General features: G+C 64.0%; 17 protein-coding genes, 1 pseudogene and 2 riboswitches. Of the genes and pseudogenes, 15 read left to right on the forward strand and 3 right to left on the reverse strand.

Annotation, left to right across the window (positions count from 1 at the left end; all coding sequences use genetic code 11):
- Positions 1-83 precede the first annotated feature (83 nt).
- From gcvP to gcvT, 3 genes are all read right to left on the reverse strand, one after another.
- On the reverse strand, positions 84-2,999 hold the full coding sequence (gene gcvP, locus JY500_RS04220) for an aminomethyl-transferring glycine dehydrogenase (protein ID WP_206255164.1): 2,916 nt from the start codon (positions 2,997-2,999) through the stop codon (positions 84-86).
- Between the two features lie 222 nt (positions 3,000-3,221).
- Positions 3,222-3,602, reverse strand: coding sequence for a glycine cleavage system protein GcvH (gcvH, locus tag JY500_RS04225; protein WP_172204704.1), 381 nt, complete (start codon positions 3,600-3,602; stop codon positions 3,222-3,224).
- 129 nt (positions 3,603-3,731) lie between these two features.
- Positions 3,732-4,823, reverse strand: a complete 1,092-nt coding sequence (gene gcvT, locus JY500_RS04230) for a glycine cleavage system aminomethyltransferase GcvT (RefSeq protein ID WP_206255165.1) — start codon at positions 4,821-4,823, stop codon at positions 3,732-3,734.
- A 101-nt stretch (positions 4,824-4,924) separates the two neighbouring features.
- A riboswitch (glycine riboswitch) is annotated at positions 4,925-5,028 on the reverse strand.
- Positions 5,029-5,047: 19 nt separating this feature from the next.
- Positions 5,048-5,135: riboswitch (glycine riboswitch) on the reverse strand.
- A 75-nt stretch (positions 5,136-5,210) separates the two neighbouring features.
- Here gcvT and JY500_RS04235 point away from each other — a divergent pair.
- The 15 genes and pseudogenes from JY500_RS04235 (at position 5,211) to dnaB (ending at position 21,659) form a co-directional block, all read left to right on the forward strand.
- Positions 5,211-6,110 carry an alpha/beta fold hydrolase gene (locus JY500_RS04235; RefSeq protein WP_246479786.1) on the forward strand — a complete coding sequence of 300 codons (900 nt, stop codon included), beginning with the start codon at positions 5,211-5,213 and terminating at the stop codon, positions 6,108-6,110.
- Between the two features lie 53 nt (positions 6,111-6,163).
- Positions 6,164-7,000, forward strand: coding sequence for a 3',5'-nucleoside bisphosphate phosphatase (locus tag JY500_RS04240; protein WP_206255166.1), 837 nt, complete (start codon positions 6,164-6,166; stop codon positions 6,998-7,000).
- A gap of 62 nt (positions 7,001-7,062) precedes the next feature.
- The gene (locus JY500_RS04245) at positions 7,063-7,692 is read left to right on the forward strand and encodes an L-threonylcarbamoyladenylate synthase (RefSeq protein WP_206255167.1); all 630 of its coding nucleotides are present in this window, start codon (positions 7,063-7,065) and stop codon (positions 7,690-7,692) included.
- A 42-nt stretch (positions 7,693-7,734) separates the two neighbouring features.
- Complete coding sequence (locus JY500_RS04250) at positions 7,735-8,388, forward strand: site-2 protease family protein (protein WP_206255168.1); 654 nt, start codon at positions 7,735-7,737, stop codon at positions 8,386-8,388.
- 64 nt (positions 8,389-8,452) lie between these two features.
- Complete coding sequence (locus tag JY500_RS04255; protein WP_206256404.1) at positions 8,453-9,265, forward strand: segregation and condensation protein A; 813 nt, start codon at positions 8,453-8,455, stop codon at positions 9,263-9,265.
- Positions 9,255-9,869, forward strand: a complete 615-nt coding sequence (gene scpB, locus JY500_RS04260) for an SMC-Scp complex subunit ScpB (protein ID WP_206255169.1) — start codon at positions 9,255-9,257, stop codon at positions 9,867-9,869. Before JY500_RS04255 ends, scpB begins: the two co-directional genes overlap by 11 nt.
- Positions 9,823-10,656: pseudogene (gene rluB, locus JY500_RS22090) on the forward strand (23S rRNA pseudouridine(2605) synthase RluB); the annotation flags it as partial. The gene scpB and the pseudogene rluB, both read left to right, overlap by 47 nt.
- A 699-nt stretch (positions 10,657-11,355) precedes the next feature.
- The gene (rimP, locus tag JY500_RS04270) at positions 11,356-11,784 is read left to right on the forward strand and encodes a ribosome maturation factor RimP (protein ID WP_206255170.1); all 429 of its coding nucleotides are present in this window, start codon (positions 11,356-11,358) and stop codon (positions 11,782-11,784) included.
- Positions 11,785-11,805: 21 nt separating this feature from the next.
- Positions 11,806-13,278, forward strand: a complete 1,473-nt coding sequence (gene nusA / locus JY500_RS04275) for a transcription termination factor NusA (protein WP_206255171.1) — start codon at positions 11,806-11,808, stop codon at positions 13,276-13,278.
- 19 nt (positions 13,279-13,297) lie between these two features.
- Positions 13,298-16,120 carry a translation initiation factor IF-2 gene (gene infB, locus JY500_RS04280; RefSeq protein ID WP_206255172.1) on the forward strand — a complete coding sequence of 941 codons (2,823 nt, stop codon included), beginning with the start codon at positions 13,298-13,300 and terminating at the stop codon, positions 16,118-16,120.
- Positions 16,121-16,204: 84 nt separating this feature from the next.
- Positions 16,205-16,624, forward strand: a complete 420-nt coding sequence (rbfA, locus tag JY500_RS04285) for a 30S ribosome-binding factor RbfA (protein WP_206255173.1) — start codon at positions 16,205-16,207, stop codon at positions 16,622-16,624.
- The gene (truB, locus tag JY500_RS04290; protein ID WP_206255174.1) at positions 16,621-17,538 is read left to right on the forward strand and encodes a tRNA pseudouridine(55) synthase TruB; all 918 of its coding nucleotides are present in this window, start codon (positions 16,621-16,623) and stop codon (positions 17,536-17,538) included. Before rbfA ends, truB begins: the two co-directional genes overlap by 4 nt.
- A 67-nt stretch (positions 17,539-17,605) precedes the next feature.
- The gene (gene rpsO / locus JY500_RS04295; RefSeq protein ID WP_172204726.1) at positions 17,606-17,875 is read left to right on the forward strand and encodes a 30S ribosomal protein S15; all 270 of its coding nucleotides are present in this window, start codon (positions 17,606-17,608) and stop codon (positions 17,873-17,875) included.
- A gap of 175 nt (positions 17,876-18,050) precedes the next feature.
- Positions 18,051-20,159 carry a polyribonucleotide nucleotidyltransferase gene (gene pnp, locus JY500_RS04300; RefSeq protein WP_206256406.1) on the forward strand — a complete coding sequence of 703 codons (2,109 nt, stop codon included), beginning with the start codon at positions 18,051-18,053 and terminating at the stop codon, positions 20,157-20,159.
- A 108-nt stretch (positions 20,160-20,267) separates the two neighbouring features.
- Positions 20,268-21,659 carry a replicative DNA helicase gene (gene dnaB / locus JY500_RS04305; protein WP_172204728.1) on the forward strand — a complete coding sequence of 464 codons (1,392 nt, stop codon included), beginning with the start codon at positions 20,268-20,270 and terminating at the stop codon, positions 21,657-21,659.
- Positions 21,660-21,701 lie beyond the last annotated feature (42 nt).

Genomic DNA, 21,701 nt, shown 5'->3' on the forward strand with positions numbered 1-21,701 from the left:
AGTGCTGCCGAAGCGTTCCAAGAAGAAGGGCCGCCCATCGGGCGGCCCTTCTCGTCACAGCGCCAGCAGAAGCACTCCGGCAATTACGCCGAATACTCCTCCATCGGCACACACGCACAGAACAAATTCCGATCCCCATACACGTCATCGATCCGATTGACGCTCGGCCAGAACTTGTTCTCGGCAACGTAAGCCAGCGGGAAGACCGCTTCTTCACGCGAATACACGCGTGACCACTCCGCCACCATCACGTCCGCTTGCGTGTGCGGGGCGTGCTTGAGCGGGTTGGCGTCTGCGGGCCAGGTGCCTTGTTCGACCTTGCGGATTTCCTCGCGGATCTGCGTCATCGCGGCGATGAAGCGGTCCAGCTCGCCCTTCGATTCCGACTCGGTCGGCTCGACCATGATCGTGCCGGCGACCGGGAAGGACATCGTGGGCGCGTGGAAGCCGTAGTCCATCAGGCGCTTGGCGATGTCGACCTCGGTGATGCCGGTGGCAGCCTTGATCGGGCGGATGTCGAGGATGCACTCGTGCGCGACGCGGCCGTGCGTGCCGCGGTAGAGCACCGGGTAGTGCGGCGCGAGCTTGGCGGCAACGTAGTTGGCGTTGAGGATCGCGTACTCGGTCGCCTGCTTGAGCCCTTCGCCACCCATCATCGTGATGTACATCCACGAGATGGTGAGGATGCTGGCCGAGCCGAACGGCGCCGCGCTGACCGCGCCCTGGCCGGCGTGTGAACGCGCGTCGGCGCCGGTGGGCTTCACGGCGTGGTCGGCCATGAACGGGGCGAGGTGCGCCGCGAGGCCGATCGGGCCCATGCCGGGGCCGCCGCCGCCGTGCGGGATGCAGAAGGTCTTGTGCAGGTTCATGTGGCTCACGTCGGCGCCGATGGTGGCGGGCGAGGTGAGGCCGACCTGCGCGTTGAGGTTGGCGCCGTCCATGTAGACCTGGCCGCCGAAGGCATGCACCGTGGCGCAGATGTCCTTCACGGCTTCCTCGAACACGCCGTGCGTCGAGGGGTAGGTGATCATCAGCGCGGCGAGGTTGTCCTTGTGCTGTTCCGCCTTGGCCTTGAGGTCCGCGACGTCGACGTTGCCGTTCTCGTCGCAGTCGACCACCACCACGTCCAGCCCGCACATCTGCGCGGTGGCCGGGTTGGTGCCGTGGGCGGACTTCGGGATCAGGCAGATGTTGCGGTGCGCGTCGCCGCGCGACTCGTGGTAGCGGCGGATTGCGACGAGGCCGGCGTACTCGCCCTGCGCGCCGGAGTTCGGCTGCATGCAGATCGCGGGGAAGCCGGTGACGGCACGCAGGTAGTCGGCGAGGCCTTCGATCATCTCGAGGTAGCCCGCAGCCTGCTCGCGCGGCACGAAGGGATGCACGTCGCCGAACTCGGGCCAGGTGACCGGGATCATTTCGCTGGTGGCATTGAGCTTCATGGTGCAGGAGCCCAGCGAGATCATCGAGTGATCGAGCGCGAGGTCGCGGTTCTGCAGCTTCTTCAGATAGCGCAGCATCTCGTGCTCGGTGTGGTGGCTGTTGAACACCGGGTGCGTGAGGATGGCATCGGTGCGCAGCAGCGACGCGGGGATCGCGCAGCTCTGCTCCAGCGCGGCGAGGTCCGATTCATCGAAGGCGCGCGCGAGTTCGCACACATTGGCGAGCCGGCCCACTTCGGCGAAGGCATTCAACAGCGTCAGCACATCGGCGCGGGTGGTCTTCTCATCGAAGGACACACCCAGCACCGAGGGCGAAACCTGGCGCAGGTTGTAGCCGGCGGCCAGCGCTGCAGCATTGATCGCCGCGGTCTGTGCGCCGGTGGCGATATCGAAGGAGTCGAAGAACTGGCTGCCCAGCACCTTGAACCCGGCCTGCTTCAAGCCGGCGGCGAAGATCGCAGCGAGCTTGTGGATGCGCGAGGCGATGGTCTGCAGGCCCTTGGGCCCGTGATACACCGCGTACATGCCAGCCATGTTGGCCAGCAGCACCTGCGAGGTACAGATGTTGGAGTTGGCCTTCTCGCGGCGGATGTGCTGCTCGCGCGTTTGCAGCGCCATGCGCAGCGCCTTCTTGCCGCGCGCGTCGACCGACACGCCGATGATGCGGCCCGGCACCGAGCGCTTGTGCTCGTCGCGGGTGGCGAAGAAGGCGGCGTGCGGGCCGCCGAAGCCCATCGGCACGCCGAAGCGCTGCGCCGAACCCAGCGCGATGTCCGCGCCCATTTCGCCCGGCGATTTGAGCAGCACCAGCGCCATCAGGTCCGACGCCACGGCCACCAGCGCGCCCTTGGCCTTCAGTGCGGCGATGGTGGCGGTGAGGTCACGCACCGCGCCGGTCTTGTCTGGGTACTGCAGCAGCGCGCCGAACACGTCGGCGGATGCGGCTTCCTCGGCGGTGCCGAAGACCAGATCCCAGCCGAAGTACTTGGCGCGCGTCTTCACCACGTCGATGGTCTGCGGGAAGGCGGCGCTGTCGACGAAGAAGGCGTTGGACTTGGACTTCGACGCGCGGCGCGCCATGGCCATGGCTTCGGCGGCGGCGGTGGCTTCATCGAGCAGCGAGGCGTTCGCCAGTTCCAGCCCGGTGAGGTCCATCACCATCTGCTGCCAGTTCAGCAGCGCTTCGAGGCGGCCCTGTGCGATTTCGGCCTGGTAGGGCGTGTAGGCGGTGTACCAGCCCGGGTTCTCCAGCACGTTGCGCAGGATGACCTTGGGCAGGATCGTGTCGTAGTAGCCCAGACCGATCAGCGAACGCTTCAGCACGCTCTTGCTGGCAATGGCCTTGAGCTTGGCGAGCGCTTCGTGCTCGGGCACGGCGGCGGCGATCGGCAGCGGCGCAGCCAGGCGGATGCCGGCAGGCACGGTCTCGGAAATCAGCGCGGCGAGCGACGCGGCGCCGATGTCGGCACACATCGCGGCGGTCTCGGCGGCATCGGGGCCGATGTGGCGGCCGATGAAGTCATCGCGCTGTTCAAGCGCGGAAAGCGGAAGGTTCAGCATGGTCTGGCTCTGTCAGGATGCGGTACAGGTCGGGGCAGAGGCGCGGTGTGTTGTTCTTTTGGGCGCCGGCAATCAGGGTAGATCGCGTGCTCAGAAACGCGGATTTGCGCGAAGCGATCGTCGCGAGCGACCCAAGCTCGGGCCGAGAAGCGCAGCCGTACTTGAGTACGGCGAGCATCGCAGGCCCGTGATTGGATCGCGCAGCAGATCGATACGCGTAAATCAGGCGTCGGCGATCTTGTCGTAGGCCGCGGCGTCGAGCAGCTTCGCCACGTCGTCCGCATTCACCGGCTTGAGCTTGAACAGCCACGCGGCGTAGGCGTCGGCGTTTACCGATTCCGGAGCATCCACCGCGGCTTGGTTGGTTTCGATCACTTCACCCGCGATCGGGGCGTAGATGTCGGACGCAGCCTTCACCGATTCGACGATGGCGCAGTTCTCGCCGGCCTTAAGCGTGCGGCCGACATCCGGCAGCTCAAGAAAAACCACATCGCCCAGTGCGTTCTGCGCGTGGTCGGTGATGCCGACGGTCACGGTGCCGTCCGGCTCCATGCGGACCCATTCGTGCGATTCGGTGTAGCGCAGGCTGGTCGGGGTGCTCATGTGTTCGCTCCTGTGAGTGAAGTTCAGATGTTCAAAGCCAATCAAGTGTCGCCGCAGCCTTCATTTGCGCACCGGGATGAAGTCAAAACATCGCGATGCATCGTCTGAATCTGCCGGCAGTCGTGTCGCTCAGGCCAGTACCTTGCCGTTGCGCACGAACGAGAGTTTGGTGACGCGCGCCTTCAGCAGCTTGCCGCGGATGTCGACCTCCACGGTGTCGCCCAGTTGCACCGCGGCCGGGACGCGCGCGAACGCGATCGAGGCGTTCATCGACGGCGCAAACGAACCGCTGGTCGTCTCGCCCTCGCCATGCGGGGTGACGACACGCATGTGGCCGCGCAGCACGCCGCGGTCTTCGAGCAACAGACCCACCAACTGCTTGCTGCGATCGTAGGTTTCGAGCGCGGCGCGGCCGATGAAGTCGCGACCCTCGGTGAAGTCCACCGTCCAGGCGAGGCCGGATTCGAGCGGGTTCTTCGTCTCGTCCATGTCCGAGCCGTAGAGGTTCATACCGGCTTCCAGGCGCAGCGTGTCGCGCGCGCCCAGGCCGATCGGCTTCACGCCGGCAGCTTCCAGCGCCTTCCAGATCTCGGCTGCGCGTTGCGCCGGCACGATCAGTTCAAAGCCGTCTTCGCCGGTGTAGCCGGTGCGGCAGATCATGATTTCGCCGAACCCGCCATTCCACTTCGCGGCCTGAAAGGGCTTGAGCCCCTCGCTGGCGGCTTGCGAGCCGGGCAGGGCTGCCCAGGCCTTGGCGCGCGCATTCGGGCCTTGCACCGCGATCATCGCCAGATCGCGACGCGACGCGATGGTGACGTTGGCGCCCATCTTCGCCGCCTGCGTGCGCATCCACGCGATGTCCTTGTCGGCGGTGCCGGCGTTCACGACGATGCGGTAGTCGTCCGGCGCGAAGAAGTAGGTGATCAGGTCGTCGACTACGCCGCCATCGTCCTGCAGCATGCAGGAGTACAGCGCCTTGCCAGGCAGCGTGAGCTTGCCGATGTTGTTGGCGAGCAGCTTGCTGAGGAAGGCCTGCGCACCGGCGCCGGAAACGTCCACCGGCAGCATGTGCGAGACGTCGAACATGCCGGCGTCGCGGCGCACCTGGTGGTGCTCTTCAAGTTGGGAGCCGTAGTGGATCGGCATGTCCCAGCCGGCGAAGTCGACGATCTTCGCGCCTGCGGCCACATGGAGGTCAAAAAGAGGTGTCTGCTTGCCCAAGTGAGGCTCCCGGAGTGTTGGCAACTAAGGTGCTAAATAAGGTGGCAAATTCAGGTTAGTCCAAAAACGCAAAAGGGCCCGCCGCACGATGCGCTGTGCGGCGGGCCCCATCTGTCCTTGGTACCTGAGAGATTACATGCCGCCTGGCATGCTGCCCCTTCGGTGGGCGCGGTCGATGCCGCGCCTGCTCTCCAGATTGTGTTCCACGCAGCGGCGCGCGCTGCGCGTGTCGTCGGTCCTTTGTACCTGAGCGGTTCCGGGGTTACGCCTTCGGCGGCCTGCACGGGGCAGGCGCTCTCCCGAGCGACAGGGGCGGGACTCTACCGGAAGGGCTGAGGCACGGCAACCTGCTGATAACATTTACGCTTTTCGCGCACGGAACTCGCCATGCCGACTGCTGCAATGCCGTGGATGCCGCGCCGTGAATCGCATAGCGAATGGCTCGATGTGCGTGGTCTGCGCCTGCATGTGCGGCGCTGGCCATGTACCGGAGCGCGCAAGCTCTTCCTGCTGCATGGCTGGATGGATGTGTCGGCGTCCTTCCACTTCCTTGTCGATGCACTGGCGGACGATTGGGATGTGATCGCGCCGGACCTGCGCGGTTTCGGCGAGAGCGCGTGGAGCGCCGACAGCTACCTCTTTGCGCACTACCTCAGTGATCTCGACGCCTTGCTGCAGGCCTACAGCCCGGAAGAATCGGTGCGCCTGGTCGGCCACAGCCTCGGCGGCAATCTTGTTTGCATGTATGCCGGGGTGCGGCCAAACCGGGTGCGCGCAGTCGCGTCCCTCGATGCCTTCGGCCTGCGCGACGCCGAACCGGAGGACGCCCCTGGTCGCCTCGAAAAATGGCTGCACCAGTTGCGCGAGCCGGAGCGATTTCGCAGCTACCCGGACTTCTCCGGTCTGGCGCGCCAGTTGCGTTTCGAGAATCCGCGTCTGTCACCGGAGCGCGCTGAGTTCCTCGCCCGTCATGTTGGTGAGGAGGATGGCCTGGGCGGTGTAATCCGCGCGGCGGACCCGGCGCACAAGCATGTCAGCCCGGCGCTTTACCGCTTCGCCGAGACGGCCGCCGTGTGGCGGCGCATCGCCGCACCCGTCCTCGCGGTGCTGGCCGACGACACCGCGCTGCTGGAGCGGCTTGGTTTGACGCGCGATGAGGTGAGCGCGCGGTTGGCCGTCATTCCGGACTTGCAGCTCGCCACCCTTCGCGATTGCGGCCACAACCTGCACCTGGAGCGGCCGGCTGACGTAGCCGCCCTCCTGCAGACCTTCTTCGACACGCGTTGAGTGCCGCGCAAGATCGCCGGGTTACCGGCGGGGCGGTGGAGTACACTTGCTGCATGCCCCCAATCAACGCCGATCTTCACTGTCACTCCACCATTTCGGATGGCCTGCTTGCCCCTGCCGAGGTCGTCGCACGCGCCGGGCGCAACGGCGTCGAACTGCTTGCGCTGACCGATCACGACGAGCTCGCCGGCTTGGCCGACGCACGCGAGGCCGCCCGTATCCACGGGCTTGCGTTCGTGAATGGGGTGGAGGTGTCGGTGTCGTGGGGCGAGCAGACGGTGCATATCGTCGGCCTTGGCGTAGATCCGGCGTGTACCGTGCTGGCGGACGGCCTGGCCGATGTCCGCGCCGGCCGCGACGGCCGCGCGGCGCGCATGGGCGAGGCGCTTGCCGCGATCGGCATTCGTGGCGCCTATGAAGGTGCCTTGAAGTATGTCGGCAATCCGGCGCTCGTCAGCCGTTCGCACTTCGCGCGTTACCTTGCCGAGATCGGCGCCGCGCGTGACGTGAAGAGCGTGTTCGACCATTACCTTGTGCGCGGAAAGCCGGGCTACGTCGAGCATGTATGGGCGACGATGGAGGACGCGCTGGCGTGGATCCATGCCGCGGGCGGCCTGGCCGTGATCGCGCATCCGGGCCGCTATCGGTTGTCCAAGCGCGAGCTCGACGAACTGTTCGTGCGCTTTCACGACTTGGGCGGCGAGGCAATCGAGGTGGTCTCCGGGTCGCATAATCGCGAGGCCACGCTGGAGTTCGCTCGCGTCGCCCGGCGCTACGGTTTTCTTGCGTCGCGCGCGTCGGACTTTCACGGGCCTGGCGAGAGTAGCGTCGACCTCGGCGGATCCGATCCGCTGCCGGAGGATCTGACGCCCGTCTGGTCAAAGCTCTGAAACCCGCGACAGCCTTGGGGCTGCAGGCATAGAATCCGCGCTTTCCTGCCCGGTCTGCAAACGTGGCCCAGTTCTTCTCACTCTTTCCTGAAAACCCACAGCCACGGCTGCTGCGACAGGCCGCGGAGATCATCCGCGACGGCGGCCTTGTGGTCTTCCCGACCGATTCGGCCTACGCGTTGGCGGGGCAGACGGGCGACGCGCACCTGATCGAGCGCATCCGCCGCATCCGTGGCGTGGACGACCGCCACCACCTGACCCTGATGGTGCGGGATCTCTCCGAGATTGCGCACTATGCGCGGGTCGATAACGCGCAGTACCGACTGCTCAAGGCGGTGACCCCCGGCCCCTACACCTTCATCCTCGAAGGCACCAAGGAGCTGCCCCGTCGCGTGCTGCACCCCAAGCGCAAGACGATCGGCATCCGCTGCCCCTCCCATCCGGTTGTCGCGGCCCTGCTTGGCGAACTCAATGAGCCGATGCTCACCTCGACCCTGTTGCTGCCGGGCGAAGATCTGCCGCTGACCGACGCCGAGGAAATTCGCGAGCGCCTCGAAAAGCAGGTCGATCTGGTGATCGAGGCGGGCGCCTGCGGCCCGGAAGCGACGACCGTGATCGACCTGACCGGCGGTGCGCCGGAGGTGATCCGACGCGGCCTCGGGCCGCTCGGGCCGCTCGGGCTGGACGACTGAGGTCGTCTGGTAAACTGCTGTTTTCCCTGAAATTGAGTGGCCATGGACATCGTCCTGACGATCGTGGTTTGGGCGCTGCCTGTGTTGCTGGCGATCACCTTGCATGAGGCCGCACACGGCTATGCGGCCTTCCGCCTTGGCGACCCCACCGCGCATTTGGCCGGACGCATCAGCCTCAATCCGCTGCGTCACGTCGATCCGGTCGGCACGCTCGCCGTGCCGCTCGGCATCGTGCTGCTGAACCTCGCCACTGGCGCGAGCTTCCCGCCCTTCGGCTGGGCGAAGGCGGTACCGGTCAACTTCGGCCGCCTGCGCCACCCCAAGCGCGACATGTTCTGGGTCGCCGCTGCGGGGCCGGCCGCGAACCTCGCGCAGGCCTTCGGATGGGGCTTGATGATTGGTCTGCAGACGGCACTGGATGGCTATGGCGGTGACTACTTCTTCGCCATGGCGACTGCCGGTATCGTCGTGAACCTCGCGCTGATGCTGTTGAACTTGCTGCCGATTCCGCCGCTCAATGGCGGCCGCATCGCGATCAGCCTGTTGCCGGGGCCCTTGGCATGGAAGTTCGCGCGCCTTGAGCCCTACGGTTTCATGATTCTGATCGGCTTGCTGTACCTGCGGGTGCTGGATTACGTGCTGTGGCCGTTGATCGCCCCACTGAAGCGTTTGATCCTGTTATTGACCGGCTCATGAAGGGGCGTGCTGTTCGCTGCAATCTGACGATAGGTGACGCGCAGTGAGCGAAGTCGAGACGCCGATGCTCGACCTGCGCCCGCACGAGGAACCGCTGCCCCCGGCCCTGGCGCGGATCTACGGCGAATCGCTGTTCGAGCTGCCGAAGGATCTCTACATCCCGCCGGATGCGCTGCAGGTGTTCCTCGAAGCCTTCGAGGGGCCGCTCGACTTGCTGCTTTATCTGATCCGCAAGGCGAACATCAACGTCCTCGATATTCCGATGGCGCCGCTGACGGCGCAGTACCTGAAGTACGTCGAGGCAATGCGCCGCAGCAACCTTGAGCTTGCGGCCGAGTATCTGCTGATCGCCGCGATGCTGCTCGAGATCAAGTCCCGCATGCTGCTGCCGCGGCCTGCCCAGGCGGAAGCGGAGGAGGCCGACCCGCGTGCCGAACTCGTGCGCCGGCTGCTCGAATACGAACAGATGAAGATCGCCGGCGCACGACTCGATGCACTGCCGCGGGTGGAGCGCGATTACGAATGGGTCACCGTGTGGGTGGCCGAAAAGGTGGCGGAACGTTTGCCTGAAGTGAGCCTGCACGATCTGCAGGTCGCCTGGCTGGGTCTCGTGCGTAAGGCGAAGCTGACCCGTCACCACACGATCCAGCGTGAGGAACTCTCGGTTCGCGAACGGATGACCGCCATCCTGCGCCAGCTCGGCGGTGGCCAATTCCAACCCTTCGTCGAGTTGTTCGATTTGACGGCGGGCGTGCCGATGCTGGTTGTCAGCTTCCTTGCCGTGCTGGAACTGGTGAAGGAGCGCCTGGTTGTTGTCAGCCAGGTTGCACCTCTGGAGCCGATTTATGTCAGACTTAACACCTCGGATGCCGACTGAAGCTGGCATTCCGGTGCAAGCCGAAGATTCGATAGACTTCGAATTTGCCTTGCGCGTGCTGGAAGCTGCCCTTCTGGCAGCCGCCGAGCCGCTTGCAATGGCCGAGCTGCGCAGGCTCTTCGATGAGCAGTTGGATGCGGATCTGATTCGCCGCCTGCTCGAAACCCTGCGTGAGCGCTGGAATGATCGCGGCGCCGAACTAGCCCAACTGTCGACCGGATGGCGTTTCCGTACTCGTGCGGAGTACCAGCCCTACCTCGATCGGTTGCGCGAACAGAAACCGCCGAAATATTCGCGTGCTGTTCTGGAGACCCTGGCGATCATCGCCTACCGTCAGCCGGTCACGCGAGGCGATATTGAAGATATTCGCGGCGTTGCCGTCTCTCCGAACGTGTTGAAAACGCTGGAATCGCGCGGATGGGTCGATGTTGTCGGCCATCGCGACACCCCGGGGCGCCCGGGCCTGTACGCCACCACGCGACGCTTCCTGGATGAACTTGGCCTGCGCAGCCTCACCGAGCTGCCGCCTCTGGCCGAAATTGAAAAGGTGATGGATCTTGTCGATACCGCAACGCAAACCGCGCCCGCAGCAGCGGCGGAATAGCAACGCACCCGCGCCTGGCCGCCGTGGCCGTGGCGTCAAGGCGCAGGCTGAGGCCTACGAGCCGCAGCGACTGCACAAACTGCTCGCTGAAGCCGGCTACGGTTCGCGGCGCGAACTCGAAGAGTGGATCATCGCCGGCCGCGTCAGCGTGAATGGCCTGCCCGCAGGGCTCGGTCAGAAGATCGGCCCGGGCGATCGGATCAAGATCAACGGCAAGTTGGTGAACATCCGTTTCACCGAACGCGCGCCGCGTGTGCTGATGTACCACAAGCCGGAGGGCGAGATCGTCAGTCGCGACGATCCGGAAGGCCGTCCCACGGTCTTCGAGCGCCTGCCGGTGCTCAATCGCGGGCGCTGGATCGCGATCGGCCGACTCGACTTCAATACCTCCGGCCTGTTGCTTTTCACCAGCAACGGCGATCTGGCCAACCGCATGATGCATCCGCGCTACGAACTCGAGCGCGAATACGCAGTGCGCGTGATTGGCGAGCTGACCGAAGAACAACAAGCCACGCTGACGACGGGCGTCGCCCTTGAAGACGGCGAAGCGCGTTTCAACTCGCTGCACGATGGCGGCGGCGAGGGCAGCAACCACTGGTATCGCGTCACGATCTCCGAAGGTCGCAATCGCGAAGTGCGTCGCATGTTTGAATCGGTTGGGCTGACGGTGAGCCGGCTGATGCGTGTTCGCTATGGCCCGGTCCAGCTTCCGCGTCAGCTCAAGCGCGGCGCCTGGACTGAGATGTCCGACGCCGATGTGCGTGCGTTGATGGCGGCGCTGCCGGAGGATGTCGAGCCTGAATCGCCGTTTGCAGAGCCGGACGAGCATCAGCTTGAGGTCGATCTGGAGGCGGAAGACGCCGAGGCTTGGGCCAAGGCGCAGCGCCTGGCCGTCCCCGGCGTGCGCCCGCTCAATCCTGGCGGCGCCCCGCGTGGCGATCGCGCGCCCGGTCGTGGCGCGCCGCAAGGCGGTCGTCGCCGTGGCGGCGATGGTGGCCCACGCCCGCAAGGCGGTGGTCCGCGTCCGCAAGGTGGGCAAGGGCCGCGCCCGCAGGGCGGCAAGGGGCCCCGTCCGCCACGCGGTGCACGTCCGGTCGAGGCAGGTCAGCCCGGTGAAGTCGGGCGTGCTGATGCGCCGGTTGATGGCGTGAGGCCGGAGCAGGGCGCTGAGCCGCGCCGCCCGAAGCGCCCGAACAAACCAAGGAAGCCGCAAGGCGGGCCGCGCCCGCCGCGTCCCGAAGGCGCGCCCGCCCCGCAGGATGGGGCTGCGCCGCGTCCGGAAGGTGAAGCCGGCGCACGCAAGCGCCCAGCTGGTCGTGGCCGTCGGCCGCGCAAGCCGCCGGTTGCCGAGTAAACGCATTTACGTGGCACGCCAGGTCTGCTAAACTCTCGCCGGTTATACGATCTGGCGGCCGCATTGCTTTGGGCCGCGATTGTTGTTTTTTGATGAGTGGGCATTGCGCCCACTTTTTGTTTGTAGCGGCGCATGGATCTGAAACTGCTGATTGAAAAGACGGCCGAGGGCCTGGGTTTCGAGGTGATCGACATCGAGTCGTCGCCCCGTGGCCGGCTTCTGCGCGTGTTCATCGACAAGCCTGAGGGCATTACCGTCGAGGATTGCGCAACCGTCAGCAACCAACTGACCCGTCTGTTCGAGGTCGAGAACATCGACTACGACCGGCTGGAAGTCTCATCGCCCGGGCTTGATCGCCCGCTGACCAAGCTGGCGCATTTCGAGCGCTTCGCTGGCGAGGAAGTCCAGCTGCGCGTGCGGATCCCAGTCGCCAATCAACGCAATTTCAGCGGCACCCTGAGAGGGGTCGACGGCGAGACCGTGATCCTTGAGACCGCAACCGGCGAGCAGCGCTTCGCATTCGACGATGTCGAGCGTGCGCGGATCGTTCCCAAGTTTTGAGAGATTTGAGGGGTTGATGCAATGAGCCGCGAGGTTTTGCTGCTTGTCGATGCGCTGTCGCGCGAGAAGAACGTCTCCAAGGAGATCGTTTTCCAGGCGCTTGAGTCGGCGCTGGCTTCGGCCACCAAAAAGCGCATTCACGACGACGCCGATGTGCGTGTCACGATCGACCGCGAGACGGGCGCTCACGAAGCGTTCCGCCGTTGGCTGGTGCTGCCGGACGCCGAAGTGACGAACGATGAGGCCGAGATGGGCATCATCGATGCACGCGAGCAGTTCGAGGACATCCAGGTTGGCGAGTACGTCGAAGAACCGCTCGAGCCGATCGACTTCGGCCGTATCGGTGCGCAGGCGGCCAAGCAGGTGATCCTGCAGCGCATCCGCGACGCCGAACGCGAGCAGATCCTGAATGACTTCCTCGAGCGCGGCGAGCATCTCGTCACCGGCAACATTAAGCGCATGGAGCGTGGCAACGCGATCGTCGAAGTCGGCCGCCTCGAAGCAGTTCTGCCCAAGGACCAGATGGTGCCGAAGGAGAACCTTCGCGTGGGCGACCGTACGCGCGCCTATCTGAAGGAAATCGCCCGTGGCGCCCGCGGTCCGCAACTGATCCTGTCGCGCACCGCGCCGGAGTTCGTCACCAAGCTGTTCGAGCTTGAAGTGCCGGAGATGGAAGACGGCCTCCTCGAAATCAAGGCCTGCGCACGTGATGCTGGTATGCGTTCCAAGATCGCGGTCAAGGCCAACGATGCCCGCATCGATCCGATCGGCACTTGCGTCGGCCTGCGTGGTTCGCGGGTTACCGCGGTGCGCAATGAGCTCGGTGGCGAGAACATCGATATCGTGTTGTGGTCAGCCGACCCCGCGGAATTTGTGATCAAGGCGCTGGCGCCGGCCGAAGTGTCGTCGATCGTGGTCGACGAAGAAGCTCATGCGATGGATGTGGTGGTCGATGAGAGCAATCTCGCGATCGCGATCGGCCGCGGCGGCCAGAACGTCAAGCTCGCGTCCGAGCTGACGGGCTGGCAGATCAACCTGATGACGGTGGAAGAGAGCACGCAGAAGAGCGAGGCCGAGCGCGGCCGTCTGCGTAGCGCATTCACTGAGAAACTCGATGTGGACGACGAAGTCGCCGACATCCTGATTGACGAAGGCTTCACCTCTCTTGAGGAAATCGCCTACGTCCCCCTTTCTGAAATGCTGGAAATCGAAGCCTTTGACGAAGAGACGGTTAACGAACTGCGGACACGTGCCCGCAACGTTCTGCTGACCGAAGCCATCGTCAGCGAGGAGCAACTCGAGCATGTCGCTGAAGACTTGCTGGCACTCGAAGGCATGGACAAGCCGCTCGCCGCCAAACTGGCGCGTGCCGGCGTTAAAACCCGCGACGATCTCGCTGACCTTGCCGTCGACGAGCTGACCGAGATTGCGGGTATCACCGAAGAAAGTGCCAAGGACCTGATTACCAAGGCCCGTGCGCACTGGTTCGAGTAAGACGGAGGTTGTTTCGTATATGGCAGAAATGAGCGTGGCGCAGTTCGCCAGCGAGCTGAGGATGCCTGCATCCGTCTTGCTTGAGCAGTTGCAAAAGGCCGGTGTTGCAAAGTCGGGCGAAAACGATGGAGTGAGCGAAGCCGACAAGGCGCGCTTGCTGGACTATCTGCGTCGCTCTCATGGAGAAACGGCTCCGAAAGCCAAGATCACGCTGACGCGCAAGCAGACGTCCGAGATCAAGGCTTCTGATGCCACTGGCAAGGCACGGACGATTCAGGTCGAGGTGCGCAAGAAGCGCGTTTTCGTCAAGCGTGATCCTTCGGAGCTGCTTGCCGAAGGTGCGCAGCCGGAAGGCGAAGAGGCGCTCGATCACCACGAGGAAGATCTTTCGACGCTTCCCGAGGTCGTCGCGGAAGCTGCCCCTGTGGCGGCCGAACCCGAAGTGCAGGTGGCTCCCGAGCCCGAACCCGAGCCGGTCGTCGAAGTGGCGCCCGAACCCGAGCCGGAGCCCGTGCCTGAGCCGGAACCCCAGCCAGAGCCCGAACCTGAGCCGGTCGCAGCGCCCGTCGTTGAGGCTGCTGTTGAGACCGCTCCTGCTGCCGAGCCTGCGCCTGAAGCCGCTCCTGCGGCGCCGCGTTCGATCCTTGACATGCTGTCGCCCGAAGAGCGCGCGGCTCGCGAACGCGAAGCACGCCGTGCGTCGGAGCTTGCCCGCATTCAGGCTGAAGAGCTGCGCTTGAAGCAGGCACGCGAAGCGCGCAAGAAGGCTGATGAAGAGGCTGCGCGTCAGCGCGCCATCGAGGCTGCTGAGAAGGCGCGTCAACCGGCTGCGCCGGCCGCTGCAGCTGCGGCGCCTGCCGGCAAGTCCGGCACCCTGCACAAGCCCGTCAAGGCTGAGGGCGCGAAGGAAGAGAAGAAGGGCCCGGCCAAGAAGGGCGACCGTGAGGACGATTCCAAGCGTCGCCAGATCAAGACGCGTGGCGACACCGGCGGCGGAGCCGCTGGATGGCGTGGTGCGCGTGGCGGCGGCCGTCATGGCAAGGACAACCGTCAGCAGGACACCAACTTCCAGGCACCGACCGAGCCGATCGTGCGCGAAGTGCATGTGCCGGAAACCATCTCGCTGGCTGACCTCGCCCACAAGATGGCAATCAAGGCGACCGAGCTCATCAAGCAGATGATGAAGCTGGGTCAGATGGTGACGATCAACCAGGTGCTGGACCAGGAAACGGCGATGATCCTCGTCGAGGAAATGGGGCACCAGGCGATCGCCGCCAAGCTCGACGATCCTGAGGCGCTGCTCGACGATTCGCAGAGCAAGGATGCTGAGCAACTGCCGCGCGCGCCGGTCGTGACCGTCATGGGCCACGTCGACCACGGCAAGACCTCGCTACTCGACTACATCCGTCGCGCCAAGGTTGCGTCGGGTGAAGCCGGCGGGATCACGCAGCATATCGGCGCCTACCACGTCGAAACGGACCGCGGCATGGTCACCTTCCTCGATACCCCGGGTCACGAGGCGTTTACCGCCATGCGTGCGCGTGGTGCCAAGGCGACCGACATCGTGATTCTGGTGGTGGCTGCCGACGACGGCGTGATGCCGCAGACGAAGGAGGCGATCCACCACGCGAAGGCAGCTGGTGTGCCGATCGTCGTTGCGATCAACAAGATGGACAAGCCCGATGCACACCCGGACCGCGTCAAGCAGGAACTGGTCGCCGAAGGCGTCGTGCCGGAAGAGTACGGTGGCGACTCGCCGTTCATCCCGGTGTCGGCCAAGACCGGCATGGGCATCGACGACCTGCTCGAGAACCTGCTGCTGCAGGCCGAAGTGCTCGAATTGACCGCCGCCGAGAAGGCGCCGGCCAAGGGTCTCATCATCGAAGCGCGCCTCGACAAGGGGCGTGGTCCGGTTGCGACCATGCTGGTTCAGAGCGGCACGCTCAAGCGCGGCGACGTGGTCTTGGCGGGGGCGACGTTCGGCAAGATCCGCGCGATGCTTGATGAGAACGGCAAGCCGATCAACGAGGCGGGCCCGTCGATCCCGGTCGAGATTCTTGGCTTGTCGGACGTTCCGGCTGCGGGCGACGATGCCATGGCGCTGGCCGACGAGCGTAAGGCGCGCGAAATCGCACTGTTCCGTCAGGGCAAGTTCCGCGATGTGAAGCTCGCCAAGCAGCAGGCTGCGAAGCTGGAGAACATGTTCGAGCAGATGAAGGAAGGCGAAATCAAGTCGCTGCCCCTCATCATCAAGGCGGACGTGCAGGGTTCGCAGGAAGCCTTGGTGCATGCGCTTACCAAGCTTTCGACCGATGAAGTTCGGGTGCAGGTCATCCACGCTGCCGTCGGTGGCATCACCGAGAGCGACATCAACCTCGCACAAGCCTCGAAGGCGGTGGTTATCGGCTTCAATACCCGGGCCGACGCTGGCGCGCGGAAGACGGCCGAGGCGTTCGACGTTGATATCCGCTACTACAACATCATCTACGACGCTGTGGATGACGTGAAGGCAGCGCTGTCGGGCATGTTGGCGCCTGAGCGTCGCGAGCAGATCATCGGTACCGTGGAGATCCGCCAGGTCTTCCGCATCTCGAAGGTCGGTGCGGTGGCCGGTTGCTATGTGCTGGACGGCAACGTCAAGCGCCATGCCCGCGTCCGCGTGCTGCGCAACAACGTGGTGGTGCACGACGGCGAACTGGAGTCGCTGAAGCGCTTCAAGGACGACGTGAAGGAAGTGAAGTTCGGCTTCGAATGCGGCCTGCAGATCAAGAACTTCAACGACATCATGGAAGGCGATCACCTGGAAGTGTACGAAATCCAGGAAATCGCACGGACGCTCTGATCCGCGTCGCGGTGAAGCGCCAACGGGCCCCGCGACGGGGCCCGTTTTGTTTGAAGCCCCTTGCATGGGGGCAGGAGTAGCCGTATGGCAAAGACATTTTCGCGCGGCGACCGTGTCGCCGAGCAGATCCGCCGTGAATTGGCGGAGTTGATCCGCATGGAAGTAAAAGATCCCCGTGTCGGCTTCGTCACGCTGACGTCGGTTGAAGTGAGTCCGGATTACTCGCACGCCAAAGTATTCTTTACGACGATCGAAGGCGAGCGTGCCGTGCCGGAGCTTGCGCAAGGCCTGCGTCGTGCGAGCGGCTTTTTGCGCCGTGAGCTGGGGCGCCGAATCCGCATTCACACGATCCCGGATCTGCACTGGGTTTATGACCGCTCGATCGAGCGTGGTGCACAGCTATCCGCGCTGATCGACGAGGCGGTTCGTAGCGACGCCGCACACAGTGATGATGTGGATGAGGCCGCTGCCTCGCCCGACGAGGCGGAGAAGCCGGACGCATGAGTGCGCAACGGCCCGCTCGCGCGCCTCGATTGAAAGTGGATGGGGTCGTGTTGTTCGACAAGCCTTCCGGCATGAGTTCGAACGGCGCCCTGCAGACCGTGCGCCGCCTCTATTGGGCGGCCAAGGGCGGTCATACTGGCACGCTCGATCCGCTGGCGAGTGGCTTGTTGCCGTTGTGCCTGGGTGAAGCCACCAAGTTCAGCCAGATGCTGCTCGATGCGGACAAGACCTACCTTGCGCGCGTGAAGCTCGGCGTGACAACGACCACGGGCGATGCTGAGGGCGAGGTGACGTCCACACGACCGGTGGTGACCGACGACGCGCAGATCGCGGAGGTCGTTGCTCGATTCGAAGGCGAGATCGATCAGGTGCCGCCGATGTACTCGGCGCTCAAGCGCGACGGCAAGGCGCTCTACGAGTATGCGCGTGAGGGTGTGACGCTTGAGCGGGCGCCGCGCCGCGTAACGATCCACCGCATCGGATGTGGTCCGCTGTGCGGTGATGAGTTCGATCTTGAAGTGTGTTGCAGCAAGGGGACGTACATCCGGACGCTCGCGGAAGACATTGGCGAGGTGCTCGGTTGTGGCGCACATCTCGTTGGCTTGCGGCGCACTGCAATCGGTCCGTTTGTCATCGATCACGCCGTATCGCTCGAAGTTCTTGAATCTGGCGAGCAGGCCCGCGCCGACGCACTGCGTCCGGCCGATCTGCTCGCGTCACATTTGCCTGCTGTTCCGCTTGCTCCGGATGCAGCAGGCAGTTTTCTGCACGGTCAGTCTGTCGCTGTCCCGCTGCCGCCAGGCGCGGTGGAATGCCGTGTATTTGCCGATGGGCGTTTTCTCGGCCTTGGCCGGGTGGATCCCGACGGTCGGCTGGCACCTCGCAGGCTCATTGCGAGCGTCGCAGGTGCTTGATGCAACAGAAAATTCGCCGCTATAATGCGCGGCTCGACTGAAGACACAGACAACTGGATTAGAAGAGATGGCTATTGCTACCGAACAAAAGGCGCAGATCGTTGCTGATTTCCAGCGCGCCAAGGGTGACACCGGGTCGCCGGAAGTGCAGATCGCACTGCTGACCGCCCGCATCAATGACCTGACCGGTCATTTCAAGGAACACACCAAGGATCACCACTCCCGTCGCGGCCTGCTCGCGCTTGTCAGCCAGCGTCGTAAGCTGCTGGACTACCTGAAGCGCAAGGAAGTCGACCGCTACCGCAGCGTTATCGAACGCCTGGGCCTGCGTAAGTAATCGACGGCTGTCAGCCGTGATCACGACGCAACTCCCGCGGTTCGGCTGATATCGCAATGCCGGCGAGCCCTACGGGCCACGCCGGCATTGTTCCATTTGAAGCTCCGTTGCGCAGACGCGCGGCATTCGCCGCAGGCGTTGCTCCGCGACGGGCAGACTGAAAGGATTTCCCTTGCTGCCTACTCCGACCAAGAAGACCTTCACGTACGGCTCCCAGACGGTCACCATGGAGACCGGCGAGATCGCCCGTCAAGCACACGGTGCCGTCGTCGTCTCTGTTGAAGATACCGTTGTTCTCGCCACCGTCGTCGCCGCCAAGAACCCGAAGCCGGGTCAGGATTTCTTCCCGCTGACGGTCGACTACATGGAGAAGTTCTACGCCGCGGGCCGTATCCCCGGCGGGTTCTTCAAGCGCGAAGGTCGCCCGACCGAAAAAGAGACGCTGACCTCGCGCCTCATCGATCGCCCGATCCGTCCGCTGTTCCCGGATGGTTTCTATAATGAAATCCAGGTTGTGGTGACCGTGCTGTCGCAGAACCCGGAAGTCGATGCCGACATCCCCGCGATGATCGGCGCTTCGGCCGCACTTGCGCTGTCCGGTGTTCCGTTCCAAGGCCCGATCGGCGCTTGCCGCGTCGGCTACGCGAATGGCGAATACATCCTGAACCCGACCGTTACCGAACTGAAGACCAGCCAGATGAACTTGGTGGTGGCCGGTACCGAAGTTGGCGTGATGATGGTCGAATCGGAAGCAAACGAGCTGCCGGAAGACGTGATGCTCGGCGCCGTCGTTTTTGGCCATCAGCAGATGCAGACCGTGATCAACGCGATCAACGAACTGGCTGATGAAGCGGGCAAGCCGGAATGGGACTGGCAGCCGCCGGCCAAGAATGAGGCGCTCGCGGCCAAGGTTGAAGAGCTCGCGCTGGCTGGTCTGAACGAAGCCTTCGGCCTGACGGTCAAGCAGCAGCGCAGCGACCGTATCAAGGAAGTGACCGCCGCGACCATCGCTGCGCTCGCAACCGGTGAAGACGGTGCGCCGACCGATGCGCAGATCAAGGATCTGTTGTTCGGCCTGGAGTCGCGGATCGTCCGCAACCGTATCCTGAATGGCGAGCCGCGCATCGACGGTCGCGACACCCGCACGGTGCGCCCGATCACGATCCGTACTGGCGTGCTGCCGCGCACCCACGGCTCGGCCCTGTTCACCCGTGGCGAGACTCAGGCGCTGGTCGTTGCGACCCTCGGTACTGGCCGCGATGAGCAAATCATCGATGCCATCGCCGGTGAGTACAAGGAGCGCTTCATGCTCCACTACAACTTCCCGCCCTTTGCGACCGGCGAAACCGGCCGTGTCGGCGCGCCGAAGCGCCGTGAGATCGGCCATGGCCGTCTTGCCAAGCGCGCCCTGGTTGCAGCCCTGCCGCCGGACAACGAGTTCAGCTACACGATGCGCGTGGTCTCTGAGATCACCGAATCGAACGGCTCGTCCTCGATGGCTTCGGTGTGTGGTGGGTCGCTCGCGATGATGGATGCCGGTGTCCCGCTCAAGAATCACGTGGCAGGCATCGCCATGGGCCTGATCAAGGACGGCAACCGTTTTGCGGTGCTGACTGACATCCTGGGTGATGAAGATCACCTCGGCGACATGGACTTCAAGGTTGCCGGTACCGAAAACGGTGTTACCGCTCTGCAGATGGACCTCAAGATCGACTCGATCAACCCGGCCATCATGAAGAAGGCGCTGGAGCAGGCGCGCGAAGGCCGCATGCACATTCTGGAGCTGATGAAGCAGGCCATGGGCGGGCACCGGACCGAGTTGTCCGAGTTCGCGCCGCGTCTGCTGACCATCAAGATCAATCCGGAGAAGATCCGCGACGTGATCGGCAAGGGTGGCGCGGTTATTCGTGCGCTGACCGAAGAAACCGGCACCGTGATCGACATCCAGGATGATGGCACCGTGACCATCGCTTCGGTGGATGGCGCCAAGGCGGAACTCGCCAAGAGCCGGATCGAAGCGATTGCGGCTGACGTCGAAATCGGCAAGATCTACGAAGGCCCGGTGCTCAAGATTCTTGAGTTCGGCGCAATCGTCAACATCATGCCGGGCCGCGACGGCTTGCTGCACGTCTCTCAGATTGCGAATAAGCGCGTTGAGAACGTCTCCGACTACCTCAAGGAAGGCCAAGTCATCCGCGTCAAGGTCATCGAGACCGACGACAAGGGCAAGATTCGCCTGAGCCTAAAGGCAGTTGAGGCAGAGGCGCAGCAACAGCAGCAGTAAGCGCTTCCGTCGTCAAGCAAAGGGCCCGTTCGCGGGCCTTTTGTTTTTTGTGTTGTCCGCGCAGTGGTCGGTGCTTGGTTAGAATCGCCGATCGATTCGAGGTAATTCATGTCCCAGTTCAGTATGTCCGCCGACGCGCCCGATCCGTTGCTTGCCAAGCTCAAGCTGCCGCCACACTCAATCGAGGCGGAGCAGTCCTTGATTGGTGGTCTGCTGCTGGACAACGAGGCATGGGACCGCATCGCTGATCTGGTCAACGAAAGCGACTTCTACCGCGACGACCATCGTCGCATCTTTCGGCACATCGCCACCTTGGTCGAGCAGGGCAAACCTGCCGACGTCGTGACTGTGTTCGAGTCGCTCGACAAGTCGGCTGAGGCCGCACAAATCGGTGGCCTTGCCTATCTGGCCGAAATCGCAAACAACACCCCGTCGGCGGCAAATATTCGTCGCTACGCCGAGATCATTCGCGAGCGCTGCATTCTGCGTCGGCTGGTCACTATCGGCGATGACATCGCGGCCAATGCGCTCGCGCCTGCCGGTCGTGATGCCAAGGACCTGCTCGATCAGGCTGAAGCGAAGATCTTCGAGATCGCCGAATCAGGCGCCCGCCACGCGTCAGGCTTTGTGCCGATTCAGCCGGTGCTCGGGCAAGTGGTCGACCGCATCCAGGAACTCTACGACCGCGACGACCCGGACGAAGTCACGGGAATTCCCTACGGCCTAGTTGATCTAGATGACAAGATGTCGGGCCTGCACGGCAGCGACATGATTGTTATCGCCGGCCGCCCTGGTATGGGAAAAACCACTTTTGCGCTGAATGTGGCCGAAAACGTCGCCATTCATTCAAAGCTCCCCGTTGCGATCTTTTCGATGGAAATGCCCGCGACCCAGTTGGCAATGCGTTTCATCGCGTCCGTTGGGCGACTCGACCAGACCCGGTTGCGCAGCGGCAAGCTGACTGACGATGACTGGCAGAACCTCACGATGGCGCTTGGGCTGCTCCACGAAGCGCCCATCTTCATCGATGAAACGCCTGGCCTGAACCCGACCGATCTGCGCGCGCGCTGCCGTCGCCTGCATCGTCAATGCGGCAAGCTAGGGTTGATCGTCATCGACTACCTCCAGCTGATGACCTCGCTGAAGGAGACCGACAACCGCGCGCAGGAACTGTCCGACATTTCGCGGTCGATCAAATCGTTGGCGAAAGAGCTCAACGTGCCGATCTTCGCGCTCTCGCAGCTCAACCGCAGTCTTGAGCAGCGCCCTAACAAGCGCCCAGTTGCGTCGGATCTTCGTGAGTCGGGCGCCATTGAGCAGGACGCGGACATCATCATGTTCATCTACCGCGACGAGATCTATAACCCGGACTCTCCGGACAAGGGCACGGCCGAGCTGATTGTCGGCAAACACCGTAACGGCCCAACGGGCACGGTCCGCCTGACGTTCCGCGGCGAGAGTACGCGTTTCGAGAACTACGTCGCCGCACCGAGCTACTGACGCGACACAGCTTTCCGGCTATCAGCGTGAGTAGGCGAGCGA

The organism is Niveibacterium microcysteis, assembly GCF_017161445.1.
GTDB lineage: Bacteria > Pseudomonadota > Gammaproteobacteria > Burkholderiales > Rhodocyclaceae > Niveibacterium > Niveibacterium microcysteis.

Excerpts from the sequence above, each read along its gene's own strand:
- gcvP (WP_206255164.1), bottom strand. The coding sequence starts at position 2,999 with ATGCTGAACCTTCCGCTTTCCGCGCTTGAACAGCGCGATGACTTCATC.
- gcvH (WP_172204704.1), bottom strand. The coding sequence starts at position 3,602 with ATGAGCACCCCGACCAGCCTGCGCTACACCGAATCGCACGAATGGGTC.
- JY500_RS04235 (WP_246479786.1), top strand. The coding sequence starts at position 5,211 with ATGCCGACTGCTGCAATGCCGTGGATGCCGCGCCGTGAATCGCATAGC.
- JY500_RS04240 (WP_206255166.1), top strand. The coding sequence starts at position 6,164 with ATGCCCCCAATCAACGCCGATCTTCACTGTCACTCCACCATTTCGGAT.
- JY500_RS04250 (WP_206255168.1), top strand. The coding sequence starts at position 7,735 with ATGGACATCGTCCTGACGATCGTGGTTTGGGCGCTGCCTGTGTTGCTG.
- JY500_RS04255 (WP_206256404.1), top strand. The coding sequence starts at position 8,453 with ATGCTCGACCTGCGCCCGCACGAGGAACCGCTGCCCCCGGCCCTGGCG.
- scpB (WP_206255169.1), top strand. The coding sequence starts at position 9,255 with ATGCCGACTGAAGCTGGCATTCCGGTGCAAGCCGAAGATTCGATAGAC.
- rimP (WP_206255170.1), top strand. The coding sequence starts at position 11,356 with ATGGATCTGAAACTGCTGATTGAAAAGACGGCCGAGGGCCTGGGTTTC.
- nusA (WP_206255171.1), top strand. The coding sequence starts at position 11,806 with ATGAGCCGCGAGGTTTTGCTGCTTGTCGATGCGCTGTCGCGCGAGAAG.
- infB (WP_206255172.1), top strand. The coding sequence starts at position 13,298 with ATGGCAGAAATGAGCGTGGCGCAGTTCGCCAGCGAGCTGAGGATGCCT.
- rbfA (WP_206255173.1), top strand. The coding sequence starts at position 16,205 with ATGGCAAAGACATTTTCGCGCGGCGACCGTGTCGCCGAGCAGATCCGC.
- truB (WP_206255174.1), top strand. The coding sequence starts at position 16,621 with ATGAGTGCGCAACGGCCCGCTCGCGCGCCTCGATTGAAAGTGGATGGG.
- rpsO (WP_172204726.1), top strand. The coding sequence starts at position 17,606 with ATGGCTATTGCTACCGAACAAAAGGCGCAGATCGTTGCTGATTTCCAG.
- dnaB (WP_172204728.1), top strand. The coding sequence starts at position 20,268 with ATGTCCCAGTTCAGTATGTCCGCCGACGCGCCCGATCCGTTGCTTGCC.